16 protein-coding genes and 2 riboswitches are annotated in these 18,562 nt (G+C 61.1%); of the genes, 11 read left to right on the top strand and 5 right to left on the bottom strand.

What is annotated here, in order from left to right; genetic code table 11:
• The first annotated feature begins 20 nt into the window (after positions 1-20).
• Both PSH97_RS16390 and nfuA read left to right on the top strand, forming a co-directional pair.
• Positions 21-2,306 carry a fatty acid cis/trans isomerase gene (locus PSH97_RS16390; protein ID WP_305445822.1) on the top strand — a complete coding sequence of 762 codons (2,286 nt, stop codon included), beginning with the start codon at positions 21-23 and terminating at the stop codon, positions 2,304-2,306.
• 158 nt (positions 2,307-2,464) lie between these two features.
• Positions 2,465-3,049 (top strand): Fe-S biogenesis protein NfuA, encoded by a 585-nt coding sequence (nfuA, locus tag PSH97_RS16385; RefSeq protein WP_007898222.1) that lies wholly within the window; start codon positions 2,465-2,467, stop codon positions 3,047-3,049.
• Between the two features lie 164 nt (positions 3,050-3,213).
• Here nfuA and cobM read toward each other — a convergent pair whose 3' ends face one another.
• From cobM to PSH97_RS16365, 4 genes are all read right to left on the bottom strand, one after another.
• Positions 3,214-3,960, bottom strand: coding sequence for a precorrin-4 C(11)-methyltransferase (gene cobM / locus PSH97_RS16380; RefSeq protein WP_305445821.1), 747 nt, complete (start codon positions 3,958-3,960; stop codon positions 3,214-3,216).
• Positions 3,961-4,042: 82 nt separating this feature from the next.
• The gene (locus PSH97_RS16375; RefSeq protein WP_305445820.1) at positions 4,043-4,456 is read right to left on the bottom strand and encodes a cobalamin biosynthesis protein; all 414 of its coding nucleotides are present in this window, start codon (positions 4,454-4,456) and stop codon (positions 4,043-4,045) included.
• Complete coding sequence (locus tag PSH97_RS16370; protein ID WP_305445819.1) at positions 4,453-5,160, bottom strand: CbtA family protein; 708 nt, start codon at positions 5,158-5,160, stop codon at positions 4,453-4,455. Before PSH97_RS16370 ends, PSH97_RS16375 begins: the two co-directional genes overlap by 4 nt.
• Before the next feature lie 11 nt (positions 5,161-5,171).
• Positions 5,172-5,378, bottom strand: a complete 207-nt coding sequence (locus tag PSH97_RS16365; protein WP_305445818.1) for a CbtB domain-containing protein — start codon at positions 5,376-5,378, stop codon at positions 5,172-5,174.
• Between the two features lie 122 nt (positions 5,379-5,500).
• A riboswitch (cobalamin riboswitch) is annotated at positions 5,501-5,728 on the bottom strand.
• A gap of 187 nt (positions 5,729-5,915) precedes the next feature.
• Positions 5,916-6,129: riboswitch (cobalamin riboswitch) on the top strand.
• A gap of 101 nt (positions 6,130-6,230) precedes the next feature.
• Between PSH97_RS16365 and cobW the strand changes: the two genes are divergently transcribed.
• The 5 genes from cobW (at position 6,231) to PSH97_RS16340 (ending at position 14,679) form a co-directional block, all read left to right on the top strand.
• Positions 6,231-7,292 (top strand): cobalamin biosynthesis protein CobW, encoded by a 1,062-nt coding sequence (gene cobW / locus PSH97_RS16360; RefSeq protein ID WP_305445817.1) that lies wholly within the window; start codon positions 6,231-6,233, stop codon positions 7,290-7,292.
• A gap of 3 nt (positions 7,293-7,295) precedes the next feature.
• Positions 7,296-11,075, top strand: coding sequence for a cobaltochelatase subunit CobN (cobN, locus tag PSH97_RS16355; protein WP_305445816.1), 3,780 nt, complete (start codon positions 7,296-7,298; stop codon positions 11,073-11,075).
• Positions 11,076-11,229: 154 nt separating this feature from the next.
• Entirely contained in the window at positions 11,230-12,237 is a 1,008-nt protein-coding gene (locus tag PSH97_RS16350) for an ATP-binding protein (protein ID WP_305445815.1), read from the top strand.
• 119 nt (positions 12,238-12,356) lie between these two features.
• Positions 12,357-12,902, top strand: coding sequence for a vWA domain-containing protein (locus PSH97_RS16345; RefSeq protein WP_305445814.1), 546 nt, complete (start codon positions 12,357-12,359; stop codon positions 12,900-12,902).
• A 130-nt stretch (positions 12,903-13,032) separates the two neighbouring features.
• A complete protein-coding gene (locus PSH97_RS16340) occupies positions 13,033-14,679 on the top strand; it encodes a phospholipase D-like domain-containing protein (RefSeq protein WP_305445813.1) in 1,647 nt (548 codons plus the stop codon).
• Between the two features lie 64 nt (positions 14,680-14,743).
• On the opposite strand, the gene PSH97_RS16335 is transcribed toward PSH97_RS16340, so the two are convergent.
• The gene (locus PSH97_RS16335; protein WP_305445812.1) at positions 14,744-15,193 is read right to left on the bottom strand and encodes a thioredoxin family protein; all 450 of its coding nucleotides are present in this window, start codon (positions 15,191-15,193) and stop codon (positions 14,744-14,746) included.
• A 342-nt stretch (positions 15,194-15,535) separates the two neighbouring features.
• Here PSH97_RS16335 and PSH97_RS16330 point away from each other — a divergent pair, with 342 nt between their 5' ends.
• The 4 genes from PSH97_RS16330 to PSH97_RS16315 are packed head-to-tail and all read left to right on the top strand — an operon-like array spanning position 15,536 to position 18,559.
• A complete protein-coding gene (locus PSH97_RS16330) occupies positions 15,536-16,384 on the top strand; it encodes a transporter substrate-binding domain-containing protein (RefSeq protein WP_305445811.1) in 849 nt (282 codons plus the stop codon).
• A 52-nt stretch (positions 16,385-16,436) separates the two neighbouring features.
• Positions 16,437-17,099, top strand: coding sequence for an amino acid ABC transporter permease (locus PSH97_RS16325; protein WP_105341167.1), 663 nt, complete (start codon positions 16,437-16,439; stop codon positions 17,097-17,099).
• 9 nt (positions 17,100-17,108) lie between these two features.
• Positions 17,109-17,771: an amino acid ABC transporter permease gene (locus PSH97_RS16320; protein ID WP_305445810.1), complete on the top strand. Its 663-nt coding sequence runs from the start codon at positions 17,109-17,111 to the stop codon at positions 17,769-17,771.
• Positions 17,768-18,559: an amino acid ABC transporter ATP-binding protein gene (locus PSH97_RS16315; protein ID WP_305445809.1), complete on the top strand. Its 792-nt coding sequence runs from the start codon at positions 17,768-17,770 to the stop codon at positions 18,557-18,559. Before PSH97_RS16320 ends, PSH97_RS16315 begins: the two co-directional genes overlap by 4 nt.
• Positions 18,560-18,562 lie beyond the last annotated feature (3 nt).

Genomic DNA, 18,562 nt, shown 5'->3' with positions numbered 1-18,562 from the left:
TCATGATCAGGACCAGGGATATGTCGTATCGCGTCGTCACCAGCCTATTGATGCTGTTTTTAAGCGGGGGCGCCGCTGCACAAGGTCCGGATGTTTCCTACGTCCGCGACATTCAACCGATCTTCACCGAAAAGTGCGTGGCCTGCCATGCCTGCTACGACTCCGCCTGTCAGCTCAATCTGGGCAGTGGCGAAGGGGCGGTTCGAGGCGCGACGAAGGCGCCTGTCTATGACGGCGAGCGTAGCCAGACCGCAGCGCCGACCCGGCTATTTTATGACGCCTTCGGCAAGCGTGCCTGGCAGCAAAAAGGCTTTTATTCGGTGCTTGACGCCCAGGGCAGCCAGGCGGCGCTGATGGCGCGCATGCTCGAACTGGGCCACAAAACGCCGTTGCAACCTAACGCCAAGTTGCCGGAAGACATCGTCCTGGGCCTGAACCGGGAAAACATGTGCGCCATGCCGGCGGAGTTCGACGGTTATGCCAGCTCCCACCCGAAAGAAGGCATGCCGTTGGCGGTCACCGGCCTGACCGATCAGCAATACCAGACGTTGCAACGCTGGCTGGCCTCCGGTGCGCCGATTGATGAGCACGGCCTGGTTCCCAGCGCCAAGGAAGCCTTGCAGGTGGTGCAGTGGGAAAATTTGCTCAACGCGCCGGGCGCCCGGGAGAGCTTGGTGGGGCGCTGGTTGTTCGAGCACTGGTTCCTGGCGCACCTCTATTTCAAGGACGGCGAGCCGGGGCATTTCTTTCAGTGGGTACGTTCGCGCACGCCGACCGGGCAGCCGATCGATCTGATCAACACTCGCCGTCCGAATGACGATCCGGGCACTCAGGTTTACTACCGTTTATGGCCGGTGCAAGGCGTGATCGTGCACAAGACCCACATCACCTACCCGCTGAGCGCGGCGAAGATGGCGCGGATCAAAAGCCTGTTTTACAGCGGCAATTGGCAGGTCAATGCGCTGCCGGGTTACGGGCCGGAGCGACGGGCCAATCCGTTCACGACCTTTGAGGCCATTCCGGCTCAGGCGCGTTACCAGTTCATGCTCGATAACGCCGAGTACTTCGTGCGTACCTTTATTCGTGGCCCGGTCTGCCGGGGCCAGATCGCCACCGACGTGATCCGCGACAACTTCTGGGCGCTGTTCCAGGCCCCCGAGCATGACCTTTACATCACCGACCCGAATTATCGCGGCCAGGCCACGCCGTTGCTGGCGATGCCGGGGCAGAACGATGACGTCGGCAGTGTTCTGAGCCTGTGGCACGACTACCGCGACAAACGCAACGAGTACGAAGCGCTGCGCCGGGACAATTATGCCGATCTGCCGGCGCCGAGCTGGTCGACCTTGTGGGCGGGCAATGACAACGCGCTGCTGAGCATCTTCCGGCATTTCGACAGCGCCTCGGTGAACAAAGGCCTGATCGGTGACGTGCCGCAAACCATTTGGCTGTTCGATTACCCGCTGCTGGAACGCACGTATTACCAGTTGGCGGTCAACTTCGATGTATTCGGCAACGTATCCCATCAGGCCCAGACCCGACTGTACTTCGACCTGATTCGCAACGGTGCCGAGCAGAATTTCTTGCGCTTGATGCCGGCCGACTCACGGGATGGCTACCTCGACGATTGGTATCAGAACGGCGGCAAATTCAAGATGTGGCTGGATTATGAGTACATCGATAACGACAAACCAACGGCGCTGACGCTGGACGAAAAGGACCCGAAACGCGATTTTGCCCTGCAATTGCTGGCCCGGTACGGCGACCTCAATGCCAAGCCCGACCCGATCAACCGTTGCGATGGTGCCTACTGCTCGCGGCCGAACATCGATCTGGCGTTGCAGAACGCCGAACAGGCCTTGAGCCGCCTGACTTCACGTCCGGCTGCGGGGCTGAAGGTCATCGATCAGTTGCCAGAAGCCACGATGTTGCGCATCGAGACCCAAAGCGGCAAACGCGAGGTCTACAGCCTGCTGCGCAACCGCGCCCACAGCAACGTGGCGTTCCTGCTCGGTGAGTCGCTGCGCTATCAGCCAGGGCTCGATACGTTGACGATCTATCCGGGTGTTCTCAGCAGTTATCCGAACTTCATGTTCAACATCCCGGCCGGGCAAGTGCCCGCGTTCGTCGATGCGATGGAAAACGCGAAGGATGCTGCCAGTTTCGAGAGAATCGTCGAACGCTGGGGCATTCGCCGCAGTCATCCGCAGTTCTGGCAGTATTTCCATGATCTGAGCCGCTACATCCACGACACCGACCCGGTGGAAGAGGGCGTGCTGGATATGAACCGCTACGAGAATCTTTGATCGAGGGCCTGAACACGCACCGCCGAACCCTGACCGAACCCTTGTAGGAGCGGTGATCAGAGGACCATCGACAGGCGCATCTTTCCCGACAAAAATACTAGGACTTTGTCCGGCGCGATGATTGGCGTAAACTGCGTCCAAGCCTGCGAGGAGTTTCCATGACCGCTATTACCATTACCGACGCCGCCCACGATTACCTGGCCGATCTGCTCTCCAAGCAGAACACCCCGGGGATCGGCATCCGCGTCTTTATCACCCAGCCTGGCACCCAGTACGCCGAAACCTGCATTGCCTACTGCAAGCCGGGCGAAGAAAAACCTGAAGACACGGCGCTGGGGCTCAAAAGTTTCACCGCTTACATCGACTCGTTCAGCGAAGCGTTTCTGGACGATGCGGTAGTCGACTACGCCACCGACCGCATGGGTGGCCAGCTGACCATCAAGGCGCCAAACGCCAAAGTACCGATGGTCAACGCTGACAGCCCGGTCAACGAGCGCATCAACTACTACCTGCAAACCGAAATCAACCCGGGGCTGGCCAGCCACGGCGGTCAGGTCAGCCTGATCGATGTGGTCGAAGACGGTATCGCCGTACTGAAATTCGGCGGCGGTTGCCAAGGCTGCGGCCAGGCAGACGTTACCCTGCGCGAAGGCATCGAGCGCACCTTGCTCGAGCGCATTCCCGAGCTCAAGGGCGTTCGTGACGTGACCGACCACACGCAGAAAGAAAACGCCTACTACTAAGGTGTTCGCTGCAAAATGAAAAACGGCGCCCCGTGAGCGCCGTTTTTTGTGGGTCGAATTCAATGGCCCCTTCGCGGGCAAGCCCGCTCCCACAAGTTTTGTGTTGGCCGCAATACTGTGATCGACTCAAAACCTGTGGGAGCGGGCTTGCCCGCGATGGCGTCCTATGGGCGATACAAATGCGCATGCCCCGCGCGATACAGCGACGACTCACTGAAGTGATCGCTACCCAACACCCGACCCACCAGAATCAGCGCCGTGCGGCGAAATCCCTTGGCTTGAACCTTCCCGGCAATATCCGCCAGCGTCCCCACTACCCAATCCTGATCCGGCCAGGTCGCCCGATGAATCACCGCGATCGGGCAATCGGCGCCGTAGTGCGGTAGCAATTCGGCAAGGATCTTCTCCAGATGATTGACCCCCAGGTGGATTGCCATGGTCGCCCCATGCTGCGCCAGGCTACCGAGCTCTTCACCGGCCGGCATCGCGGTCTTGTCGGCGTAGCGGGTCAGAATCACGCTCTGTGACACGTCCGGCAGGGTCAGTTCAGCACCCAACAGGGCCGCGCAGGCGGCGGTGGCGGTGACGCCGGGAATGATTTCGAAAGGAATGTCGAGTTCACGCAAGTAGCGAATCTGCTCGCCAATCGCCCCGTACAGGCTCGGATCGCCGGAATGCACCCGGGCCACGTCCTGGCCGTTGGCATGGGCGGTCTTGATCAGCTCGATGATCTGTTCCAGGTGCAATTCGGCGCTGTTGACCACCTGTTCGGCCCGGTGACCCTCCAGCACAGCGGCAGGGACCAGGGAGCCTGCATAGATGATGACCGGGCAGCTACGAATCAGCCGCTGGCCTTTGACGGTGATCAGTTCCGGGTCGCCGGGGCCTGCGCCAATGAAGTAGACGGTCATCGTCGTTTCCTGTCAGAAAAAGGGCATGGGCACACTTCAGATGAAGATTGCTCATGATCGAAGGCGGGGATTATCGGGGATTTTACGCGGCGCTGGCCAATGCAAGGGTGGCCTGGGCGTATTTTTGTCGTGGAATCAGCAACTTTGCCGGTGCCTGAGCAAGTTGTTCGGCCAGTGCCAGCGCGGCACTTTCCGCTACGCCGTAACAGCCGGTGCGCTCGAACGCGATGTCCGAGTGGTGGCTGAGTTGCGGTTCATAACCGGCCAATTGTTCGCTGCTGAAGTACATCAGCGGCAATGCCAGTTGCTCAGCCAGTTCGATCAGGGCGGGTTCTTCGCGCTTGAGGTCGATACTGGCCAAGGCCTTGATCTCACGAAGCTCGATTTGATGGGCCTGTAACGCCTGATCAAGCAGCGCCCGCAGCGTGCTGACGGGGCAGCCGCGCTGGCAGCCCAGGCCGACCACCAGGGTCGGCACTGCGCTGATGTCAGTCATGCGGAGTATTGGCCATCGCTTTTGCGGCGGAACAACCAGGCGCTGATCAGGCCCAGGGCCAGCCAGAACGCCATGTTGGTCAGCTGCGAAGCGATTTTGAATTGCGCTTCCAGGGCTTGCGGCGCCAGCATCGAATGGACTTCCGGTTGCGGCGCGCCAATGACGTGCGGAACGGCCAGAATCGCTACACCGAGGATCTTCATCAGCCAGTGGCGGCTGAACACGATCAGCGCGATGCCGACAGCGGTGGACGCGGCAGTGCCAATCCACCAGATCTGCCGTTGCGCCAGGTCCGCTGCGGCTGTGCCTGGCAGTTCAGGTGGCAGACCGAGGGTTGGCGCCAACACGAACGTCGCGTAACCGGCCAGCCCCCAGAGTAGGCCCTGAGAGGTACGGCGTGGAGCGCGCAAGGTGTAGAGGCCCGCAAGCATCAGGGCGAAACCGACTGCCACCACCAGATTGCCGCCGGTGGTCGACAGCACGCGCTGCCAGCCGTCTTCCGGCTCCCAGGCTTCGGCATCGTGGGTGTGAGCGGCGACTGCACCAGCAGCGTGCTCGTGGACTTCAACGGCGGCCGGCTCGGATTTTTCGTAGGTCTCGGCCTGCAAAATCAGCGGGGCGACCCAGAAGCTTTGCAGCAGGGTCAACAGCAGGGCGGCCAGCAGCCCGGTAAAACCTGCGGTTTGCGCAATACGCTTGATCATGTCAGCAGGTCTCAATGGCACGGAAAGGCGGAGCTGTGACGGGTATCGTGCGCGGCGTTGTGTACCGCTTCGATGTGCGAGAAACCGGCGAAGTACACAAGGCTGGCGCCAAGGATCGACGCACAAAAAGCGGCGGTCAGGCGTTGGCTCAGGGTTGTGGTGGTGCTGATCGTGATCTTTTTATCGGTGTTGCTGCCGGTGCTGCTGATGATCGACATGGCGCTTCCCTCTGGTCTGTCAGCGGGTGAATAGAGCGCATGAAAACCGCCGCACGCCGGGGCACGCAGAGATTTCGAACAGCGCCCGCCCACCGCGGGTTTGTTATTCAGTGAACGTAAAAGTCACTTTAGTGTTGCGGGCCGGTCTCCGGGCTCGCGAGGGGCAGGGCTTGCGCCGAAACCTGCAAGCATCACCTTCCCATGCCGTGTGACGGGCACAGTGGATCTGACGCTTCACTCGCTTACCGTTGCGGGGGCAGCACCGGACTGACATGGCTTTAGAGTAAAGCACATGATTCACCGGTTTCCCGTTTCACCCTGTGAAGGGCACCCGTAACAAGGTGTGTAGGAGAGCATGGGCGGGGGTTGGGCGTCAATTGGCAAGGGTTCTCACTTGGATACCGAGCCGCTCCTTTCACGAGCAAGCCCGCTCCCACAGGGGAACGCATTTCAAATGTGGGAGCGGGCTTGCTCGCGAAGGCGTCGGCTCAGGCGCCACAGAACTCAGGTGGACATTGACCCGCCCCCACACGATGCGTAGCCTTGCGCTTTCGAGGTTCTTCGGCATCTGCCGAAGCTAAGAAGGGAACGCGGTCGATGCCGCGGCTGCCCCCGCAACTGTGAACGGTGATGTTCGCTGCCACGCCACTGCAAACCCTGATCCATCAGGGTCGCGGGAAGGCGCAGCAAACGCCAGTCGAACGATTGGCACACCGTCAGCCAGGAGACCTGCCTCGATACAGATTCTCACTACAACCGGGCGGGGTGATCCGGTGGCGGAACTCTTGCGCGCGCGCACCTGCCGCTGCGATTGTCGTCCCGTATGCCCGCCACCTTGCCAAAGGGCATCCGATGAAAACACTGGCCAAACTCCCCGTCACCATCGTTACCGGCTTCCTCGGCTCGGGCAAAACCACCTTGCTGCGCCACATGCTCGACAACGCCCAGGGCCGCCGTATCGCGGTGATCGTCAACGAGTTCGGCGAGCTGGGCATCGACGGCGAAATCCTCAAGCAGTGCTCGATCGGCTGCACCGAAGAAGAAGCCAACGGTCGCGTCTACGAACTGGCCAACGGCTGCCTGTGCTGCACGGTTCAGGAAGAATTCTTCCCGGTGATGCGTGAACTGGTCGCTCGTCGCGGCGACCTCGACCACATCCTCATCGAAACCTCGGGTCTGGCCCTGCCAAAACCTTTGGTTCAAGCCTTCCAATGGCCAGAGATCCGCAGCGCCTGCACGGTTGACGCGGTGATCACCGTGGTCGACAGCCCGGCCGTCGCTGCTGGCACCTTCGCTGCGTTCCCGGATCAGGTCGATGCCCAGCGCAAACTCGACCCGAACCTGGACCACGAATCGCCGCTGCACGAGCTGTTCGCCGATCAACTGGCCAGCGCCGATCTGGTGATCCTCAACAAGGCCGATCTGATCAGCGCTGAAGACCTGGCCCGTGTGCGCCTGGAAGTCGCCGAAGAACTGCCGCCAGCGGTGAAAGTCATCGAAGCCAGCAGCGGCCGTCTGCCACTGGACGTGCTGATCGGCCTCGGTGCCGGTTCCGAAGAGCACATCGACAGTCGCCACAGCCATCACGATCATCACCATGAAGGTGAAGACGACCACGACCACGACGCGTTTGACTCCATCTCGATTGAGCTGCCCCAAGCCGACGAAAGCCTGCTGATGGATGCTCTGACTCAATTGGTGGTCCAGCACGGCATCCTGCGGGTGAAAGGTTTTGCAGCGGTGCCGAACAAGCCGATGCGCCTGCTGATCCAGGGCGTGGGCACGCGCTTCGACAAGCACTTCGACCGTCAGTGGGGCGCTGAAGAAGCGCGCACCACGCGTCTGGTGTTGATCGGTCAGGCGCTGGATGCCGCACAGCTCGAAGCGCAATTGCGCGCTGCGCTCAGCGTTTAAACCATGCACCTGCTCAGGACCCAGCCCGGCGGTTTCGTGTCGGATGACAACATTGCCGACCTTGGACAAACCCCCGCCGAGCTGGTGATCCTGTGCAGCGGCGATTCCAGCCTGGCGTTGCTCGCCGAAGCGGCGCAGCAGTTGCCCGACGATTACCCGAGCGTACGCCTGGCCAACCCGATGCAGGTGCAGAATCACGCCTCGGTCGATCTATACGTCGACGAAGTGCTGCGCCATGCCAAGGTAATTCTGATCTCCCTGCACGGCGGCATCGCCTATTGGCGTTATGGCATTGAGCGTCTGGTGGAATTGTCCGAGCGCGGCGTGCAGCTGATTCTGGTGCCGGGGGACGATCGGCCGGACCCGGAACTCAGCGACCTGAGCACCGTCACCGCGCAAGACCGCGACCGGCTCTGGCACTTCCTGCGTCAGGGCGGCATGGCCAACGCGCTCGACCTGTTTCGCTGCCTCGCCAGTCGTTGGCTCGGCCGCGACTATCCATGGTCCGAGCCGCAAACCCTGCCACGCACCGCGATCTATCACCCGCAAAAAAGCCCCGCAGAACTAAGCGATTGGCAAGCCGACTGGCAAGCTGATCAGCCGGTGGCGGCGGTGCTGTTTTACCGCTCGCATTTGCAGGCGGCGAACACCGGTTTCATCGATATTTTCTGCCAGCGTTTGCAAGCGGCGGGGTTGAACCCGTTGCCGATTGCGCTGGCCAGTTTGAAAGAGCCCGGCTGCCTGATGGTGGTTGAGGACCTGTTGGATGAAGTCGAGGCTGGGGTGATTCTCAACACCACCGGTTTCGCCCAGTCCAGCCCCGAAGCGCCGCACTTGCGGCCGTTTCGCCGCAACATTCCAGTGATCCAGGCGATCTGCGCCCAAGACAATGAACCCGGTTGGCGCGCCAGCGAACAAGGCCTCGGGCCGCGGGATCTGGCAATGCACATCGCGCTGCCGGAGCTGGACGGGCGGATCATCAGCCGGCCGATCAGTTTCAAGGATCTGGCCTGGCGCAGCGAGCGCAGTCAGTCCGACGTGGTCTGCTACCGGCCGCAACCTGAACGCATGGATTTTGTCGCTGAACTGGCACGGCGCTGGATCGATCTGGCGCGAGTGCCTAACGGCGAAAAATGCATCGCTCTGATCCTCGCCAACTACCCGACGCGCGATGGGCGCATCGGCAATGGCGTAGGCCTCGACACACCGGCTGCGGCATTGAACATCCTGCGCGCCCTGCACGCCGAAGGTTACCCGCTGCCGGCCGAGTTGCCGGACAGCGGCACCGCGCTGATCCAGCAATTGCTCGGCGGCGTCAGCAACGACCTAGACACCCTCGACCAGCGTCCCTGTCATCAAAGCCTCGCGCTGGACGACTACAACCGGATGTTCAACGCGCTGCCCGAGGCCAATCGCCAAGCCGTGCTGGAACGTTGGGGCCCCCCCGAAAACGACCCAATGTTCCGTGGCGGACGAATGATGGTGGCCGGTCTGCGCTTCGGCCTGACCTTCGTCGGCATTCAACCGGCCCGGGGGTATCAGGTTGACCCGAGCGCGGTGTATCACGACCCGGACCTGGTGCCGCCTCACGGCTATCTGGCGTTCTACTTCTGGTTGCGCAACACCTACGGCGCTCACGGCGTGATTCATGTGGGCAAGCACGGCAACCTCGAATGGCTGCCGGGCAAAGGCGTCGGGCTGTCGGAAAACTGCTGGCCGGATGCGTTGCTCGGGCCGCTGCCGAACATCTATCCGTTCATCGTCAACGACCCGGGTGAGGGCGCCCAGGCCAAGCGCCGTACACAGGCAGTGATCATCGATCACCTGATGCCGCCGCTGACCCGCGCCGAAACCTACGGTCCGCTGCGCAATCTCGAATTGTTGGCCGACGAATATTACGAAGCGCAATTGCTCGATCCGCGCCGTGCCCGGGAACTGCAGCGCGACATTCTGCAATTGGTGCGCGACACGCACATCGACCGCGAACTGCAACTGGACGAGAAGCTCGACAGTGACGCCGATGCGGCGATCTGGTTGCCGCGCCTGGACACGTACCTGTGCGACTTGAAGGAGTCGCAGATCCGCGATGGCCTGCATGTGTTTGGCGAATCGCCGGTCGGGCGGTTGCGTATCGACACCTTATTGGCCTTGCTGCGTATTCCTCGCGGCGATGGTCGTGGGGCGCAATCGAGTCTGTTGCGGGCGTTGGCCAAGGCGTTCGAGCTGGGGTTTGATCCATTGGATTGTGCGTTGGCCGAGCCGTGGACCGGACCACGTCCCGTGGAACTGCAATCGCTTAACGATGAACCCTGGCGCACCGCCGGGGATACCCGTGAACGCCTGGAGCTGTTCGCCACTCAACTGATTTCGCACACGTTGAACCAGCCTCAAGCCCAACCCGGCCCACAGGAGGGTGGTTGGTCGGAGGTGAACGCCATCATCGATAGCCTGCGCGAAGTCGTTGCCCCACGCCTGGACGCCTGCGGCCCGGCGGAAATGCGCGGCTTGCTCGACGCCCTCAACGGCCGATTCGTCCCGGCCGGCCCGAGCGGCGCGCCGAGTCGCGGCCGGCTGGACGTGCTGCCCACTGGGCGCAATTTCTATTCGGTGGACGTACGCAACCTGCCGACCACCACCGCGTGGCGCATTGGCTTCCAATCCGCGAACCTGATTCTTGAGCGGCACTTGCAGGACCACGGCGATCACCTGCGTCAGCTCGGTCTGTCGGTCTGGGGCACCGCAACCATGCGCACCGGCGGCGACGACATCGCCCAGGCCATGGCGCTGATGGGCGTGCGTCCGGTCTGGGCGACCGGCAGTCAGCGGGTTGACGACTTCGAGATTCTGCCGTTGAGTCTGCTGGACCGCCCACGGGTGGACGTGACCTTGCGCGTCTCCGGATTTTTCCGTGATGCCTTTGCCAACCTGATCCGGCTGTTCGACGCTGCCGTGCAAGCGGTCGCCGCGCTGGATGAACCGGACGATCTCAACCCGTTGGCGGCCAAGGTCCGCGCCGAGCGGCAAGCGCTGCTGGAGTCCGGGCTGGATGAAGAAGCGGCGCGGCGGCAGGCCGGCTGGCGCATCTTCGGGGCCAAACCGGGTGCTTACGGCGCGGGCGTGCAGGGCGCCATAGACGGTCGCTTGTGGCAAAGCCGTGAAGACTTGGCCGAGGTTTACCTGAACTGGGGCGGTTACGCTTACGGCGGCTCCGATGAAGGCACCGCCGCCCGCGAACAGTTCGCCCAGCGTCTGAGCCAGGTGCAGGCGGTGCTACAAAACCAGGACAACCGCGAGCACGACTTGCTCGATTCCAACGACTATTACCAGTTCCAGGGGGGCATGCTGGCGGCTGTCGAAAGCCTCAGCGGTGAAGCGACGGCCAGTTATCACGGCGATCACAGTCAGCCGGACTTGCCGAAGATCCGCACGTTGAAGGAAGAGCTTAACCGGGTGATTCGTTCCCGCGCGGCCAATCCGAAATGGATCGACGGGGTCAAGCGCCATGGCTATAAAGGCGCGTTCGAACTGGCGGCGACGGTCGATAACCTGTTTGCGTTCGACGCCACCACGCAGTTGATCGACGATCATCAATATGCGTTGCTGGCAGACGCCTATTTGCTCGATCCAGCGACCCGGGAGTTTGTTCGCGAACACAACCCCCACGCCTTGCGCGACATGACCGAGCGCATGCTGGAGGCCCAGCAGCGGGGAATGTGGAAAGAGCCGGGCGAGTACCGCGAGGCGCTGGAGAATTTGTTGCTGGATATAGAAGAAGACGGCTAGCTCTGGGACACCGCTAACCTGTGGGAGCGTGGCTTGCCCGCGAAGAGGCCCTCACAATCAACATTGATTTCGACTGAGCGGACGCCTTCGCGGGCAAGCCACGCTCCCACAGGTACAAGGTGTGCCTGCCACCGACCATGACTGAGATTTGAAAATGACCGACACCCCCCATTTCCCACTCTCCGCCGTGGTCGGCGCCGACGACTTGAAGCTCGCGCTGTACCTGACCGCCATCGACCCGAAAATCGGCGGCGTGCTGATCGAAGGTCCGCGCGGCATGGCCAAATCGACCCTGGCCCGAGGCCTGGCGGACCTGTTGGCCAGCGGTCAATTCGTCACCTTGCCGCTAGGCGCCACCGAAGAACGGTTGGTAGGCACACTCGATCTCGACGCGGCCTTGAGCGAAGGCCGCGCACAGTTCTCCCCCGGCGTACTGGCCAAGGCCGACGGCGGCGTGTTGTATGTCGATGAAGTCAATCTGCTGCCCGATCACCTCGTGGACTTGCTGCTCGACGTGGCCGCCAGCGGCACCAACCTGATCGAGCGCGACGGGATTTCCCATCGGCATTCGGCGAAGTTTGTGCTGATCGGCACCATGAACCCGGAAGAGGGCGAGCTGCGTCCGCAACTGCTCGACCGCTTTGGCTTGAACGTCGCCCTCAGTGGCCACACCGCACCCGCCGAGCGTGGTCAGATCATCCGTCGCCGACTGGATTTCGACAGCGACCCGCAAGGGTTCTGCGCCGAATGGGAAAGCCAGCAACACGCACTGCGCGAGCGTTGCCAAAAGGCGCGCTCGGCACTGGCGAGCATTCCACTCGACGATGCCGCGCTGGCGCAGATCACCGAGCGTTGTTTTGCTGCCGGCGTCGATGGCTTGCGAGCCGATCTGGTCTGGTTGCGCGCGGCACGGGCCCACGCGGCATGGCGGGGCGCGACCGCGATCAGCGAGGACGATATCGACGCGGTCGCTGAATTTGCCTTGCGCCATCGTCGTCGCGAACACTCGCCACCGATGCCGCAACAATCCCAGGCACCGCAGCCGCCCTCTAACCAGAACCCCAACCCAAGCGAAGGTCAGGGCCAGTGGGGCGAAATGCCCGCCCAGGCACTGCCGGTCGGCGCTCGACGTGAAGTGCCGAGCTGGCCAAAAAAGCCCTAGGCATTCGCCCTCGATCAGACGCGGGGGCGAATGCCAGACCCCGCGCAGGACGGCTGGATCACGGTAAACAGGGCAAGCGTCACGCCGCCCTGAGCGGTTCGATCAATTGGCCTGGCACCTTGCTCAATGGCCGACCGCGTCAACGCGATGATGTGCTGTTTCACCTGCGCACCCGCAGTCCTCATGAATTATGGCTGGTGATCGTCGATGCCTCGGCCTCGACCCGGCGGCGTCAAGCGTTGAGCGATGCCAAGGGCTTGCTGGCGCAACTGTTCGACGATGCCTATCGACAGCGTGCGCGCTTGGCTTTGCTGACCGCCAGCGGCCATGTGCCGACGTGGCAGGTGCAAGGTTTGAAAGCTTCCGCTGGCTTGCGCGACTGGCTCGAGGGGCTCGGTGCCGGCGGCGGCACACCGGTGCTGGCGGCGTTGGGCGAGGCAGGGCGTTGGCTGTCGGCACGGCAAAAGCGCTTTCCGGCAGAGCAGCAACGGCTGCTGCTGGTGACGGATGGACGGCTGAAGGAATGGTCAACGTTGCCGGCGCTGGATTGCCCGGGGTTGCTGATCGACATTGAGCGCGGACCGATTCGTCTTGGCCGGGCAAAGGTGTTGGCGGCGCAATTGCAGGTTGATTATCGACATATCGATGAGCTGATTTCTGGTTGAGTTTTGTGCTGACAGTATTGACCCCATCGCGAGCCTGCTCGCGATGGCATCACCTCGGAAACGGATAATCGCAGCTCATCTGCATCGCTGCCCTATGCTGCTGTAAGCAAGCCAATCACAGGAGTGACCCATGCGTGTTCTAGCCCGCAATGACCAGGACGATTTTCGCGTCAAAGCCTACGCTGGCACCAACGGCGTGTTGCTGGCGATCGATCTGGCCGAACCCCGCCGCAAAGGTCTGCTGGGTTTCGCCATCGAAAAACAGCAAGGCAGCAAACCTTGGCTGTTTCTGTTCAACAGCCTGACCTTCCCCGGCAAGGCTCATACATTCCCCCAGTTTCGCGCCACCCCCAGTGATACCGCGCCGTTGCAGAAATTTCGCTGGGCCGATTACGCGGTCAATCCGGGTGTGACGATCCATTATCGGGTTCACCTGGCCTACGGCACCGCCGATGCGCCGCAGCTGGGTGAGTTTCTGGAAGTGACGCTCACCACCGACAATGGCCTTCCAGCGGGCCAGAACGTCATCTTCAACCGGGCGGTGGCCGCGAGTCAGGCCTTCCAGCGCAAGTTCGCCGACCTCGATGCGCTGCTCAGCGCCAACAAGAAACTGCCCATCGAAGCCTGGCCCGACGCGCCGCGGCAATGGCTGGAAAACGGTCTGCTCGCACGCTTGCTGGGGTTCATCGAGCGGGCCGAGGATGGCCAGTGGGCGCTGGACATCGCGATCTACGAATACCAGTTGAAGGTGATCGTCGATGCGGTGAACGCTGCCTTCGAGCGCGGCGTGAAGGTTCGGGTTCTGTACCACGCCCAACCGGACGAAGACACCACGGCGCTGAACGAAGCCAGCCTGGAAAAAATTCCGGCGGCGAACAAGCGTGGGCGGGTCACCCACAACATCTTTCACAACAAGTTCATGGTCCTGAGCCGACTCGACGCAGCGGGGCAGCATCTGCCCGAAGCGGTGCTCTGCGGCAGCACCAATTTCACCGCCAACGGCGTTTATCGTCAGGCCAATGTTGTGCATGTGCTGGACGATGCTCGGATCGGCGCCAGTTATTTGCAAACTTTCGAGCAAGTCTGGGCCACACCGGCGGACGTCGGCGCTACCCGGGAATGGCTCACGGAAAACAATCCGATGGAGCCGGACCAGGCGCTGTTCGCCGGCTTCTCACCGCGCTCTGGCCAGGGCGACTTGCGTGAGTTCGTCGAAATCATCAGCGCCGCGAAAAAAGACCTGCTGTTTGTCACGGCATTTGCCTTGCCGGACGAAGTGCTCAACGCGTTGCTCGGCCAACCCCACGACGACATCTTGCGTTACGGCCTGCAAAACACCGCGAGCCGCATCACCGGTTTCCACGCCGACCGCACCGCCCAATTTGCCGCCACTGCACTGCTCAACACCGGCCTGGAAGGCTGGCTCAAGGAAAACATGAAGGGCCAGAAGGGCAACCTGCTGGTGCACACCAAAGCCATCGTCGTCGACTTCACCACCGACACACCGACCATCATCAGCGGCAGCCACAACCTCAGCGCCGCGGCCAGCAACGGCAATGACGAGAACTACCTGATTATCCGCGGTGACACCGACCTGGCCGATCGTTATGGGCTCGAGCTGCTGCGCTTTTACGAGCATTACCGGTTCCGCTACTTCGCAAAAAAACTGGCGCTCAAGCAAGTCCGGCCGTTGGCTGCGGATGACAGCTGGACCGATGATTATTACCTCCCGGGCGATTTGCGCATGCTGTCGCGGTTGCGTTTTGCCGGACGATAACAGCCCGGCAAGGAGGGGAACCTGTGGGAGCGGGTTTGCTCGCGAAGGCGATCACCCAGTCGACTCAAACATGACTCATCAAACGTACATTCAACAGCTCCCGTGCCCGGGGCGCGGTGCATAAAGTGCTGAAGGTTTTCTGCAGCCACGGCAAGTCGTGGCGGGGTTTGCGGGCAATCTGTTTGGGCCTGAGCTTGCCGATGTGCTTTTTGAAGTTTTCTTCCAGGGTTTCCCGGGTTCCAATTCCTTTGAGTTTCTTCAGCAACTTCCCGTCCTTGTAGAACAGCACAGTGGGTGTGCCGGTGACTTCCGGATGCCTGGGCGATTCGCCGGTGTTGAGCATGTAGATTTGCGCGTGATGCCGATAGGGCTCTGCAATCTGACGGAAAATCGGCCCGGCCATTTCGCAGGCGGGACAGTGTTGGCTGCCGAAATACAGAATCACCGGCCGCCAGGTCTTCAGCGCTTTGCGGTAGACCGCAGCCATCGTCGGGTGGGTGGTCATCGAGCTCATTGAAATCTCCTTTTCAAAGACTATCGAAGGCCTGTTGACGTTAAAGGAGGCGAGCAGGTGGGTCTACTGTCAGAAATTACAGGTAGGGCTCTGCTTCATTTTGAATCGCTACGGCTTCAGATGTGGTGCAAGTACTCGAGCGTTGTGTCCCACGGTAGCGTTCTCTTATTTGTGCGTTTCGTAACGCCTTCCTCGCGCTCATGCGCATCCATCTGATTCAAAACACTTTTCAATTCCCCCGAGATTCCACCCACAACCTGTGGCACACTTTCTGCTGTCTATTCCGTTGTTACATACCTAGTTCCGGTATAACGGAATAAACATGACCCTGGAGTGCTTGCCATGCAACGCCGACCTTCTTTGTTTAAAGCGTGTGTTTTCGTTCTCGCGGCTTCGGCCGCTGTCATGGGTGTCGCTCAAGCGGCAGACAGCAAGCTCGACAGCGTGCTGGCCCGTGGGAAATTGATTGTGGGCACGGGCAGTACCAATGCGCCGTGGCACTTCCAGGGAGCGGATGGCAAGTTGCAGGGTTTTGACATTGATATCGCGCGGATGGTGGCCAAAGGGTTGTTCAACGACCCGAGCAAAGTCGAGTTCGTGGTGCAGTCGTCCGATGCGCGGATTCCCAATCTGCTGACCGACAAGGTCGACATGAGTTGCCAGTTCATCACCGTGACCGCCAGTCGCGCCCAACAAGTGGCGTTCACCCTGCCGTACTACCGCGAAGGCGTGGGCTTGTTGTTGCCGGCCAACAGCAAGTACAAGGAAATCGACGACCTGAAGGCCGCCGGTGACGGTGTGATCGTGGCGGTGCTGCAGAACGTATACGCCGAAGAACTGGTGCATCAGGCGCTGCCCAAGGCCAAGGTCGATCAGTACGACAGTGTGGATTTGATGTATCAGGCGGTGAACTCCGGCCGTGCCGACGCCGCGGCCACCGATCAGTCGTCGGTGAAATACCTGATGGTGCAGAACCCCGGTCGCTATCGCAGCCCGACCTACGCCTGGAGCCCGCAGACCTATGCGTGTGCCGTCAAACGCGGCGATCAGGACTGGCTGAACTTCGTCAACACCGTGTTGCATGAAGCCATGACGGGCGTTGAGTTCCCGACTTACGCGGCGTCGTTCAAGCAGTGGTTCGGTGTCGATCTGCCGACCCCAACCATCGGTTTCCCCGTCGAATACAAATGATCCCGTGAGAGCGGGGCGGTTCTAAATCGCCCCGCTCAAGGTACTGCTGACCATGAACTATCAGTTGAATTTTGCCGCCGTCTGGCGCGACTTCGACACCTTGCTGGCGGGGCTCGGTCTGGGGCTTGAGCTGGCGCTGGTGTCGATCGCCATCGGTTGCGTGATCGGCCTGCTGATGGCGTTTGCTTTGCTGTCAAAGCACCGCGCATTGCGGGTGCTGGCGTCGGTGTATGTGACGGTGATCCGTAATACGCCGATTCTGGTGTTGATCCTGTTGATCTACTTCGCGTTGCCGAGCCTGGGGATTCGTCTGGACAAGATCCCGTCGTTCATCATCACGCTGTCGCTGTATGCCGGGGCGTACCTGACCGAAGTGTTTCGCGGTGGTCTGTTGAGCATTCCGAAGGGGCTACGTGAAGCCGGCCTGGCGATCGGGCTCGGTGAGTGGCAGGTCAAGGCTTACATCACCGTGCCGGTGATGCTGCGCAACGTGCTGCCGGCCCTTTCGAACAACTTCATTTCGCTGTTCAAGGACACCTCGCTGGCGGCGGCGATTGCCGTGCCGGAGCTGACCTATTACGCGCGCAAGATCAATGTCGAGAGCTACCGGGTGATCGAAACCTGGCTGGTGACCACAGCGCTCTATGTTGCGGCCTGTTACCTCATTGCCATGATGCTGCGTTACCTCGAGCAGCGTCTGGCGATTCGCCGATAGGAGGCCCCCATGTACGAATCCCCCAGTTGGTTGCATGAGTTATGGGTGGCGCGGGAAGTCCTGTGGCAGGGTTTTCTGACCAGTGTGCAGTGCTCGGCGCTGGCGATTTTGTTGGGCACACTGGTCGGCATCGTTGCCGGTCTGGTGCTCACCTACGGCACGGTCTGGATGCGCGCGCCGTTCCGGTTTTACGTCGACATCATTCGCGGCACGCCGGTGTTTGTATTGGTGTTGGCTTGCTTCTACATGGCGCCGGCACTGGGCTGGCAAATCAGCGCATTCGGGGCGGGCACCTTGGGACTGACGCTGTTTTGCGGCTCCCACGTCGCCGAGATTGTGCGCGGAGCATTGCAAGCGCTGCCCAGTGGCCAGATGGAAGCGAGCAAGGCCATCGGCCTGACGTTTTACCAGGCACTGGGCTACGTGTTGTTGCCCCAGGCATTGCGGCAGATTCTGCCGACCTGGGTCAACTCGTCCACCGAGATCGTCAAGGCCTCGACGCTGTTGTCGGTGATCGGCGTCGCCGAATTGCTGCTCAGCACTCAGCAGATCATCGCCCGGACGTTCATGACCCTGGAGTTTTATCTGTTCGCCGGTTTGCTCTTTTTCATCATCAATTACGCCATCGAATTACTCGGCCGGCACATTGAAAAGCGGGTGGCCTTGCCATGACACAAGCTCAAGTTTCGACACAGAATCAAGCGCTGCTGGACATCCGCGGCCTGCACAAACAATACGGCCAGCTCGAAGTGCTCAAGGGCGTCGACTTGACCCTGCAGCGCGGCAATGTGGTCACGCTGATCGGCTCCAGCGGCTCGGGCAAGACCACGCTGCTGCGCTGCGTGAACATGCTCGAAGAGTTCCAGGGCGGGCAGATTCTGCTCGATGGCGAATCCATCGGCTATCACGAGGTCAATGGCAAGCGTGTGCGTCACCCGGAAAAAGTCATCGCCCGTCATCGAGCCATGACTGGCATGGCGTTCCAGCAATTCAATCTGTTCCCGCACCTCACCGCGCTGCAGAACGTCACCCTCGGCTTGCTCAAGGTCAAAAAGCTGCACAAGGATGAAGCCGTGGCGCTGGCGGAAAAATGGCTGGAGCGGGTTGGCCTGCTGGACCGACGCGATCATTACCCCGGTCAGTTGTCTGGCGGCCAGCAACAGCGCGTGGCGATTGCCCGGGCGATTGCGATGAACCCGAGCCTGATGCTGTTCGATGAAGTCACCTCGGCCCTCGATCCGGAGCTGGTGGGCGAAGTGCTGAACGTGATCAAGGGCCTGGCCGAAGATGGCATGACCATGCTGCTGGTGACCCACGAAATGCGCTTTGCCTTCGAGGTGTCAGACAAGATCGTGTTCATGAATCAGGGGCGGATCGAAGAGCAGGGGCCACCCAAGGAACTGTTCGAACGCCCGCAGTCGCCGCGTCTGGCGGAATTTCTCAAGAACACTCGCTTTTAACCT

This window comes from Pseudomonas cucumis (assembly GCF_030687935.1).
Taxonomy (GTDB): Bacteria; Pseudomonadota; Gammaproteobacteria; order Pseudomonadales; family Pseudomonadaceae; genus Aquipseudomonas; species Aquipseudomonas cucumis.
Note: the sequence above shows the minus strand (reverse complement) of the source record. Positions and strands in the feature narration are given on the sequence as shown.